This window comes from Snuella lapsa (assembly GCF_039539345.1).
GTDB classification, from domain to species: domain Bacteria; phylum Bacteroidota; class Bacteroidia; order Flavobacteriales; family Flavobacteriaceae; genus Snuella; species Snuella lapsa.
This window is the reverse complement of record NZ_BAABCY010000093.1, coordinates 41,721-52,418: the sequence shown is the minus strand read 5'-3', so window position 1 is coordinate 52,418 and position 10,698 is coordinate 41,721. Positions and strand designations below refer to the sequence as shown.

The window sequence follows — 10,698 nt, the reverse complement described above, 5'->3', positions numbered from 1 at the left end:
TTTAATATACTGAATATCAATATAATAAACTAAAATAAAAACACTTTTTTCTTATCCGAGATTCACGTTATTTAGCAAGTGTTATTAAGCAATTTAAATATTACAAAAGTCTGGGAGACAAAACCTTTGAACAATTAAACTTCGATGAGCTAAATAAAGAATTTGCCCAGGATGCTAATTCTATTTCAATTATTATAAAACACCTTGTTGGCAATATGTTAAGCCGATGGACTAACTTTTTGACTGAAGACGGCGAAAAAGAATGGAGGCAACGTGATCTTGAATTTGAAGCTACTTTCACATCTAAAGAAGAACTTAATGTAAATTGGAATAAAGGCTGGTTTTGCTTATTTGAAGCGCTTGAATCATTAAAAGTATCCGATTTGGAACGCATTATATATATTAGAAACCATGGACATACTGTTATTGAAGCCGTTAACAGACAGCTAATGCATTATGGCTATCACGTAGGACAAATTGTATTTATAGGCAAACTTATAAGAGGAGTGCAATGGCAATCATTATCAATACCAAAAGGGCAATCTAAAAGTTATAATGAAAAAAAATTCAGTAAAGAAAAAACCAGAAAGCATTTCACTGACGATCTATAGATTAATTTATGCTTATTAAGGTAATTGCTGTCTTATCCATTACTTTTTCAATTCCACTGTAATGCAAACAGCATACTACTTAATATATTTCGTTTACTTTCCTTAAAATTAAGATCAACCTAGCCTTTAACTTTTCGCCTGGTTTTAAATGGCCTAATAATCAATCGTGCTTCCCTATCAAACCTTATATAATTGTAAACCCAATTAACAAATACGACTACCCTATTTCTAAAACCAATTAAAAAAAAGAGATGCACAAACATCCATACGTACCATGCAAAAATACCCTGAAACTTAAAGCGCTTAAGATCTACTACGGCCTTATTTCTGCCAATCGTTGCCATAACACCTTTATCTTTATAAACAAAAGGTTCCATTGGCTTTCCTTCTATTAGCCTAAGCAGATTATCTCCTAACTGATCGCCTTGCTGAATGGCTGGCTGAGCCATCATTGGTAAGCCATTGGGAAAACTGTCGGTAAGCATATTTGCTACATCACCAACAGCAAAAATATGTTCAAACCCTTTAACCTGGTTATATGCATTAACCAAAAGCCTATTACCTTTGGTTACCATATATGTTTCGTCCATTCCTTTTATGGTAGCGCCCTTTACACCCGCCGCCCATATTAAGGTTGCTGTTTCAAAAGTTAAATCGGTGTTTGTTGTTACGGTCATTCCATCGTAATTAGTAACCCTCACATTTTTCCAGATGTTTACTCCTAGTTTTTCTAAAAAATCTTCTGCTTTTTCGGATGCCTTTTTACTCATACCCTTCAGTATACAATCACTGGATTGAATAATATGAATTTGTGCCAAGCGTGTATCCAAATCGGGGTAATCCTTAGGTAAAATACCTTTTTTTATTTCTGCAAGTGCACCGGCCAACTCAACACCTGTTGGTCCACCTCCAACAATCACAAAATTCATTAAGGCATTACGCTCATTAAGATCGGATGTTAATAAGGCGTCCTCAAAATTCTCTAATATGAGGCTTCTTAAATTGAGTGACTGTGGTATGGTTTTCATTGCCATACTATGAGCCTCAATTACTTTATTTCCAAAATAATTGGTTTTGGCTCCTGAAGCAATAACCAGATATTCAAATTTAAGCTCTCCAATATTCGTTATTACTTTGTTGCTTTCTGCATCAATCTCATTAACATTCGCCAATCTAAAATGAAAATTAGGAAAGTTTTTAAGTATTTTACGAATGGGGTAAGCAATCGAATCGGGTTCTAGACCACCAGTAGATACTTGGTACAAAAGTGGCTGGAAAGTATGGTAATTATTCTTATCCAACAAAACTACTTGAACTTCACGCTTAGACAGTTTCTTGGCCAGGGCAACTCCTGCAAAACCACCTCCAATGATTACAATTCGTGGGTAACTCGTTCTTGGTATGTTCATGTATCAATACTTACACTACAAAGGTAGTATTAAAGATGTAAATTAAAAGCGATGTAAATTCTTTATTCAAATTCGATTTCGTAAATTCGTAGCCTAAAAATTAACACATGAGTAAATACGATATTATTGTTCTTGGAAGTGGTCCTGGTGGTTATGTTACAGCCATTAGAGCGTCACAATTAGGATTTAAAACAGCTATAGTTGAAAAAGAAAGTCTTGGTGGTGTATGTTTAAATTGGGGGTGTATTCCTACTAAAGCATTATTGAAATCTGCTCAAGTTTTTGAATATCTTAAGCATGCAAATGATTACGGATTATCTGTTAAAGATTTTGACAAAGATTTTGACGCTGTCGTAAAACGTAGCCGTGGAGTGGCCGATGGTATGAGCAAAGGCATCGAGTTTTTAATGAAGAAAAATAAAATTGATGTTATTAAGGGCTATGGCAAATTAAAGCCTGGCAAAAAAATTGATGTTGACGGCACGGTATATAGTGCAGATCATATTATAGTAGCTACGGGCGCCCGCTCTCGTGAGCTACCAAGTTTACCACAAGACGGCAAAAAGGTAATTGGATATAGAGAAGCCATGACATTGCCTACCCAACCTAAAAAAATGATAGTCGTTGGATCTGGTGCTATTGGTGTTGAGTTTGCTTATTTCTATAATTCCATGGGAACAGACGTAACTATTGTAGAATTTTTGCCAAATGTAGTGCCTGTAGAAGATGAAGAAGTATCTAAGCAACTTGAGCGCTCATTTAAGAAAAGTGGCATTAAAATTATGACATCGGCTGAAGTTACTCATGTAGACACTTCTGGCGATGGAGTAAAAGCAACGGTTAAAACAAAAAAAGGAGAAGAAATTATCGAAGCCGATATAGTACTGTCTGCTGTAGGTATAAAAACTAACATTGAAAACATTGGACTTGAAGATGTAGGTATTGCTGTAGACAGGGACAAAATACTGGTAAATGATTATTACCAAACAAACATTCCCGGGTATTATGCAATAGGCGATGTAACCCCTGGCCAAGCTTTGGCTCATGTTGCTTCGGCGGAGGGTATATTATGTGTTGAAAAAATTGCTGGGCAACACGTTGAGCCTTTAGATTATGGTAATATTCCAGGATGTACATATTGTTCTCCAGAAGTAGCCAGTGTTGGTCTAACAGAAAAGCAAGCAAAAGAAAAAGGTTTTGATATCAAAGTAGGTAAATTTCCATTCTCAGCATCTGGTAAAGCAAGTGCAGGAGGAAACAAAGAAGGTTTTGTAAAAGTTATCTTTGATGCTAAATATGGAGAGTGGCTAGGTTGCCATATGATAGGAGCTGGTGTAACCGACATGATAGCTGAAGCTGTTTTAGGTAGAAAGCTAGAAACCACTGGGCATGAAGTCTTAAAGGCCGTTCATCCACATCCTACGATGAGTGAAGCGGTTATGGAGGCTGTCGCCGATGCTTACGACGAAGTAATTCACTTATAGCATAACGATTTTAACTAAACCAAAAAAGCTCTCAACATAATGTTGGGAGCTTTTTTTACCTAAAGCTAAATTCAATAACAATAATGCATGCTATCAATAATAATCTACCACTTAATATGACTGTAGATTAAGTTTTAAGGTTGCCTTGAAAGAATCCATCTTGGGGCATTAAGAACCTATCGCTATAGATTAAAATTTTAATCCGTTATTAGGTCATTCTTTGCATTCTGAAAGATTCCTTAGTTAGGCTCATCTATTTTTTTATGAATATATTAGTGTAATACCACTTCCCCTCTTCGTTCTTTTCTGCAGAAATATCAAAATTCGAAAAATCGCCTTCAATATTTTCTTTATGCCCTTCACTTTTAATCCAGGCATTAACAACAGATTGTGCAGAAGTATAGCCATATGCCACATTTTCAGAAACTTTAATGGCTCCTGCATTAGATTTTAAATAATTACTTCTTTTATAAAAGTTATCGTGAGACACTATATTGTTCTCTACCATATAATCGGTATGGGTATAAGCTTGTGACTTAATAATATTCATATTACCTAAAGGGTTTAAACCTTTTGATAAACGGTGGTTATTAATAAGTTCTAATATTTCAACTTCAATTGGTTTGGGCTCTGGAACTACAAGATTTTTGGTAATGTCTTCTACTTGGTCATCCAAACTATCTGTAGAGCAGGAAAAGGATAGCATGGCAAGGAATGTCAATAATGACAGTTTTGTTAACAACTTCATGGTTAAGTAAATTTAGATTTGGTTCAGTAAAATTAGAACCCTAACCCAAAGTAACTGTTAACAAAATGTTAAAATCGATTAAAAACATGTATTTTATCGTGTTTTTATGTTTTTAATCGATTAACTGTCGAAAATAAATGTATTTCAACGATGATTTAAGGAGATAATCGATTAATCAACCAATTGTAATCCTCTTGAAGTTTATATCGTATTCTATCGTGTAATCGGTTTGCCCTACCTTGCCAAAACTCAATTTCTACGGGTTTAACAATGTAGCCTCCCCAATTATTAGGTCTAGGAATTTCCTTGCCTTCATATGTCTTTTCTAAAGCTAAGAGCTTTTGTTCAAGTATCTCTCTGTCTTTAACTACTTCACTTTGTTTAGAAACTAATGCTCCTAACTGGCTTCCTCTGGGTCGCGACTCAAAATAACCGTCACTTAAATTTTCAGCAATTTTTTCGGCCCTCCCCTTTATAATAATTTGACGTTCTGCTCCATGCCAAAAAAAGGATAAACATATATTTGGATTTGCTGAGATGGCCTTTCCCTTCTCACTTTCATAATTGGTATAAAATATAAATCCCTCGAAAGTGTAACGCTTCAATAAAACCACCCTATTTTTAGGATAACCATCCAAGCCTATTGTTGAAACAGTCATGGCATTGGTTTCATCTTCTGGAAAAAAGGCATCGACCTGATGAAACCAAGTTTGGAATAATTCCATAGGATTCTCTGGTACGTCTTCTAAACGCAGTTCATCCTTTTCATAAGATTTTCTATAACCGCTTAAATCTGTATTCATTATTAAATTCTATTTGTCTTAATCTTTTAATTGTTTATTTAAAACGACTATAAAATTAAGCATTAATTTGTAGTAATTAATCTTTAAGCAAATTTAAATTGACTCTAAAGAAACTCTTTACAACGTAATATTGCCGAGATGCTTATATAAATTATTTTGAAGGGAACTCGAAGGTTTTTCCATCATCGCACAATGCAACAGGCTTAAAGATTTCCTGGGCTTCTACCTTAAAGGCCTCTAAGCTATCGTAACGTGTTGAGTAATGCCCTAAAAGCAACATGCCCGCATTTGCTTTTTTTGCAATAGTGGCTGCTTGTTTTGCTGTAGAGTGCTTTGTTTTTGGAGCTAATTTTGCATGCTTTTCTAAAAAAGTAGATTCATGATATAGCACGTCTACGTTCTTAATAATTGTAACAATATCTTCTTTATAGGCCGTATCACTACAAAATGCGTAGCTCATAGGAGGTTCTGGTGGGCTGGTTACTTTTTCATGGTCAATTAGTACACCATCTTCGTTTACCACATCAAATCCTTGTTTAAGTTTTCGGTAATACGCTACATTTATATTGGCCTGCTCTACAGCGTTAACATCCAGTTTACGTTCTCCAGGTTTTTCTTTAAAAAGATAACCATTGGTGTACACACGATGGTCTAATGGAATGGTGTAAACTTCTACACTATCATCTTCAAAAACCAACTGCGATTCGTTTGAACTGAGTTCATGAAAAATAAGCTTATAATTGGTCCACGAATCCGCTAATTTCATTTGAAGGGTAACAATCTCCTTTATCCCCTTAGGCCCATATACATGGAGATCGGCCTCTCTTGTAAGCAACCTAAATGTCGATATCAATCCTACCAAACCAAAAAAATGATCGCCATGCAAATGAGAAATAAAAACATGTTTAATCCTGTTAAACTTTATTTTATGCTTACGTAATTGTACTTGTGTCCCCTCTCCACAATCAATTAAAAACATGTGGTTGTTTATTTCTAAAACTTGGGATGTAGTATTTGTTAAAGCTCTGGGCGTGGCACTGTAGCAGCCTAATATGGAAAGCTTCATACAGTAGTAGGTTTATAGTTTAATAAATCGGTTACAGTATATTTCTTTTTAAATGTAAAAGCAAAAGGAGTTTCTCCATTTGCATTTAGGTAATCCAAACGCTTTTTGGCCTCTACCAATGTTGGCTCGTGTCCAATTGGAACATACCAAAAAACCATATGCTTCATTTTTAACTTTGAAAACCATTCTTTTCGACGTTTAAAAACGGCTACATGCAAAGAGTTATAGGTATATTCAAACAAGGATTCTATATCATTCCAAACTGACATATTAACAAGCAATGAATCATCCTTAAAAACATTGGAAGTAACGGCTTTGTCTTCATCTTTTAATCGCCAAACAAACCCTTTACTTTTTTCTGCGACAGCATTTATTCTATCGATATTTTCAACAAAGTCCTTCATGATAGGATCTTCTAAAGGAGCTAGCATTTTGGCTATATTAATCTGTGCAAGATGAAACTGGTTCATATCTAAAAACCTAAATCTCTTTCCATTTCTTCCATTTCAATAATATCGTATGCCTCTTGAATTGTTGGTACCACTACAATTTCGTCTGGCACATTATCTAAATCAATCTTGTTCGACACAATAACGAACGAATGCTTATCTCCCCTATGTTTATTTGATATTTCGAGAAACTCAATAATATCATTAACTCTTACTTTATCTAACGATGTTAGAACAACAATAATGTTATTATGCTTAAATTTAGAATAAACGCCCCATAGTCTTTTTACCAACTCTACGATGGTTGCTTTCTCTTGAGTTATTATTGACGTATTGCCATCTTGATCGAAAATCATAACTTACTGTTTTATTTTTGATGCTAATAAGTAAATCACTGCCATACGTATCGCAACACCATTTTGAACTTGATCTAATATAATGGCTTGTTTCGAATCGGCAACATCACTAGTTATTTCTACACCTCGGTTAATAGGTCCTGGGTGCATGATAACAATTTCTTTATCTAATGAGTCGAGCAAGGCTCTATCGACCCCAAATTGTTGGGTGTATTCCCTTGTAGATGGAAAATAGCTTATATCCATACGTTCATTCTGCACTCGTAACATGTTTGCTACATCACACCAGTTTAAAGCTGTACGTAAATTTGTTTCCACTTTAACACCTAAATCGCCTATGTATTTAGGTATTAATGTTTTTGGCCCACATACCATAACTTCTGCCCCCTGCAACTTTAAGGCAAAAATATTGGACAATGCCACACGGCTGTGTAATATATCGCCAACTATAACCACTTTTTTTCCTTGAACATCCCCTAACCTTTCTCTTATTGAATACGAGTCCAACAATGCTTGCGTTGGGTGTTCGTGCGCACCATCTCCTGCATTTACGATACTCGCCTTTACATGTTTTGACAAAAAGATACCAGCTCCTGGATTTGGATGTCTCATAACAACCATATCTACTTTCATTGAAAGGATATTGTTAACCGTATCTATTAACGTTTCGCCTTTTTTTACCGAAGATTGTGCTGAAGAAAAATTAATAACGTCTGCCGACAACCTCTTTTCTGCTAACTCAAATGATAATTTGGTACGCGTAGAGTTCTCAAAAAAAAGATTGGCTATGGTAATGTCACGTAGTGAGGGAACCTTTTTAATAGGTCTATTGATCACTTCTTTAAAATGATCGGCTGTTTCAAAAATAAGTTGAATATCTTGTGGGTTAAGATATTTGATTCCTAATAAGTGATCAACACTTAATTCGCTCATTGTTAAAGTTAAAAGTTAAAAGTTGAAAGTAAAAGTTGCTGCGTTGCTTTTAATTTAAACTTTATTTATCATTTTATTTTTCAATTAAGTACACGGCATCTTCATTTTCATTTTCTTTCCAATGCACTTTTACTTTTTCATTGTTAATAACATCTACCTGCCTTCCTCTATAATCTGGTTGAATAGGCAAATGCCTGCTAAAACGCCTGTCTATTAAAGTCAGCAACTCTATCTCGTTAGGCCTACCAAACGACTGAATAGCCGTTAGAGCTGCTCTGATACTGCGACCTGTATATAATACATCGTCTATAAATACAATATTTTTATCTTCTACCAAAAAATCTATTTTAGTTGAGTTGGCTGATAAAGGCTTTTCTCCCCGACGAAAATCATCTCTAAAAAATGTAATGTCCAAATAACCTAAATGTACATTTTCTACCTTATAATCGTCCTTTAATATTTTGGCTATACGATCTGCTAGGAATACACCCCGAGGTTGTAACCCTATTAAGACGGTATTAGAAAAATCATTATGTTTCTCAATAAGTTGACAAGCCAATCGGTGAAGAATGATGTTTACCTCTTTTGCGTTAAGTAAAACTTTTTGACTCATATACTATCCAAACGTATTTGGAAAGCAAAGTTAGTTAAAAAAATGTTGTGCACAATATGAAATGCCCCTGTATTAATGTAATAATTTTATCTAATGTCCAAACTTTACAGGGTGTAAAAAAAAGAGGTCGTCTAAAAAGTAAAATTAGACAACCTCTTTAATATTTAAAAGAATCGGTAATTATATTTTACCGTCCATTTTATCTTTTAAAGCTTGTAATGCATCATTAGCGTCACCAAGAGTTGGCTTAGCTTCTGCAGCTGCATTAGCAGCCTTCTTAGCCGCAGCTTTAACATTAGCAGCTTCTTCTGCTTTATATACTGCTGTATGAGAAGCAACTACACGTTTGAATTCTTTATTAAACTCAATGATTTTGAATTCGGCAGATTCACCTTTTTTAAGCTTACCTCCTTCTTCTTTTTCAAGGTGACGTGTAGGTATGAAAGCTACGATGTCTTCATTAAACTGAACTGTTGCTCCTTTATCAACTATCTCAGCTATTTCGGCTGTATGAACAGTTTCTAGTGCAAAATCCTTTTCGTAAACATCCCAAGGGTTATCTGTTGTTTGTTTGTGACCTAAACTTAATTTACGTCCTTCTACATCCAATTCTAACACAATAACATCTAATTTATCACCTACAGCACAGAATTCACTTGGGTGTTTTATTTTCTTGGTCCAAGATAAGTCTGAGATATAAATCAATCCGTCAATACCTTCTTCCAACTCAACAAAAACACCAAAGTTTGTAAAGTTACGTACAACACCAACATGCTTAGAACCTAGTGGGTATTTACCAGTAATATCTGTCCATGGGTCTGGTGTTAATTGCTTAATACCAAGTGACATTTTACGCTCTTCTCTATCTAAAGTTAAGATAACTGCTTCAACTTCATCTCCTACAGATACGAAATCTTGTGCAGATCTTAAATGTGTAGACCAAGACATTTCAGAAACGTGGATAAGTCCTTCAACTCCATCAGCAACTTCAATAAACGCACCGTAATCTGCTATAACAACTACTTTACCTTTTACTTTGTCACCAACTTTAACTTCTTCAGCAAGAGCTTCCCAAGGGTGCTTGCTTAATTGTTTTAAACCTAATTGGATTCTTGATTTGTTTTCATCAAAATCAAGGATTACCACATTAAGTTTTTGATCTAATTCTACGATCTCGTTTGGATGGTTAATTCTAGACCATGATAAATCTGTTATATGAATTAATCCATCAACACCGCCAAGGTCAATAAATACACCATAAGAAGTAATGTTTTTAACAACACCTTCTAGTACTTGACCTTTCTCTAATTGACCAATAATTTCTTTCTTTTGTTCTTCAATATCAGCCTCAATAAGTGCTTTATGAGAAACAACTACGTTTTTAAATTCATGGTTGATTTTAACAACTTTGAATTCCATAGTTTTGTTTACGTACTGATCGTAATCTCTAATTGGCTTAACATCAATTTGAGATCCTGGCAAGAACGCTTCAATACCAAATACATCTACAATCATACCACCTTTAGTACGACATTTAACAAAACCGTTAACGATTTCACCTGAATCGTGGGCTGCATTAACGCGATCCCATGCTTTGATTACACGTGCTTTTCTATGAGACAATACTAACTGACCTGTCGCATCTTCGCGTACATCAATTAGTACTTCTACCTTATCTCCTACTTTTAAGTTTGGATTGTAGCGGAACTCGTTTAAAGAAATAACACCTTCAGATTTTGCATTGATATCAATAATCGCATCACGATCAGAGATATGTACTACAGTACCTTCAACTACCTCATCGTTAAGGGTGTCTACAAAGTTTTCTGCTACTAGTTTTTCAAATTCTTGTAATTGTTTGTCATCAACTTCATCAATACCTTCCTGGTAATTGTGCCAATTAAACTCTTTTAAGAATTTTTCAGGATTTGCTTGTGCTTCTGATACTACAGGAGCTTCAGCTGTTTTTGCTTCAGTTGCTTCAACTTCAGCTTTGTTTGCATTTTCAGCCATGTGCTGATAATAAATTTGTATTCTGCATGCTTTGGAAGATTTAAGCGATTAACACACAGAAGTGTTAAAATAATTTTTGTTTCTTTTCCTCTTATCTTTCCAACGACTCGCTAAAAGGAGTGCAAAAGTAATGTTTTTTTAACAAAACACCTAATGTATTAGGCTTAAAATTAGGTTGGTACTATTATTTACCCAACTACACACTTCGTAAAG

11 protein-coding genes are annotated in these 10,698 nt (G+C 34.8%); 2 read left to right on the top strand and 9 right to left on the bottom strand.

Annotated elements, in window-relative coordinates:
• Positions 1 to 53 precede the first annotated feature (53 nt).
• Positions 54 to 611, top strand: coding sequence for a DUF1572 family protein (locus tag ABD792_RS17320; protein WP_345007633.1), 558 nt, complete (start codon positions 54 to 56; stop codon positions 609 to 611).
• A 119-nt stretch (positions 612 to 730) separates the two neighbouring features.
• On the opposite strand, the gene ABD792_RS17315 is transcribed toward ABD792_RS17320, so the two are convergent.
• On the bottom strand, positions 731 to 2,020 hold the full coding sequence (locus ABD792_RS17315) for an NAD(P)/FAD-dependent oxidoreductase (protein WP_345007631.1): 1,290 nt from the start codon (positions 2,018 to 2,020) through the stop codon (positions 731 to 733).
• 107 nt (positions 2,021 to 2,127) lie between these two features.
• Between ABD792_RS17315 and lpdA the strand changes: the two genes are divergently transcribed.
• On the top strand, positions 2,128 to 3,504 hold the full coding sequence (lpdA, locus tag ABD792_RS17310; RefSeq protein ID WP_345007630.1) for a dihydrolipoyl dehydrogenase: 1,377 nt from the start codon (positions 2,128 to 2,130) through the stop codon (positions 3,502 to 3,504).
• A gap of 253 nt (positions 3,505 to 3,757) precedes the next feature.
• On the opposite strand, the gene ABD792_RS17305 is transcribed toward lpdA, so the two are convergent.
• From ABD792_RS17305 to rpsA, 8 genes are all read right to left on the bottom strand, one after another.
• Entirely contained in the window at positions 3,758 to 4,252 is a 495-nt protein-coding gene (locus ABD792_RS17305) for a CAP domain-containing protein (RefSeq protein ID WP_345007629.1), read from the bottom strand.
• A gap of 155 nt (positions 4,253 to 4,407) precedes the next feature.
• Positions 4,408 to 5,055 (bottom strand): pyridoxamine 5'-phosphate oxidase, encoded by a 648-nt coding sequence (gene pdxH / locus ABD792_RS17300; protein WP_345007628.1) that lies wholly within the window; start codon positions 5,053 to 5,055, stop codon positions 4,408 to 4,410.
• Positions 5,056 to 5,206: 151 nt separating this feature from the next.
• A complete protein-coding gene (locus tag ABD792_RS17295) occupies positions 5,207 to 6,121 on the bottom strand; it encodes a ribonuclease Z (protein ID WP_345007627.1) in 915 nt (304 codons plus the stop codon).
• Positions 6,118 to 6,591, bottom strand: coding sequence for a DUF3291 domain-containing protein (locus ABD792_RS17290; RefSeq protein ID WP_345007626.1), 474 nt, complete (start codon positions 6,589 to 6,591; stop codon positions 6,118 to 6,120). Before ABD792_RS17290 ends, ABD792_RS17295 begins: the two co-directional genes overlap by 4 nt.
• 2 nt (positions 6,592 to 6,593) lie before the next feature.
• Positions 6,594 to 6,926, bottom strand: a complete 333-nt coding sequence (locus ABD792_RS17285) for a ribonuclease Z (protein ID WP_345007625.1) — start codon at positions 6,924 to 6,926, stop codon at positions 6,594 to 6,596.
• 3 nt (positions 6,927 to 6,929) lie between these two features.
• A complete protein-coding gene (locus tag ABD792_RS17280; protein ID WP_345007624.1) occupies positions 6,930 to 7,859 on the bottom strand; it encodes an aspartate carbamoyltransferase catalytic subunit in 930 nt (309 codons plus the stop codon).
• 73 nt (positions 7,860 to 7,932) lie between these two features.
• A complete protein-coding gene (gene pyrR, locus ABD792_RS17275; protein WP_345007623.1) occupies positions 7,933 to 8,472 on the bottom strand; it encodes a bifunctional pyr operon transcriptional regulator/uracil phosphoribosyltransferase PyrR in 540 nt (179 codons plus the stop codon).
• A gap of 180 nt (positions 8,473 to 8,652) precedes the next feature.
• A complete protein-coding gene (rpsA, locus tag ABD792_RS17270) occupies positions 8,653 to 10,485 on the bottom strand; it encodes a 30S ribosomal protein S1 (protein ID WP_345007622.1) in 1,833 nt (610 codons plus the stop codon).
• Positions 10,486 to 10,698 lie beyond the last annotated feature (213 nt).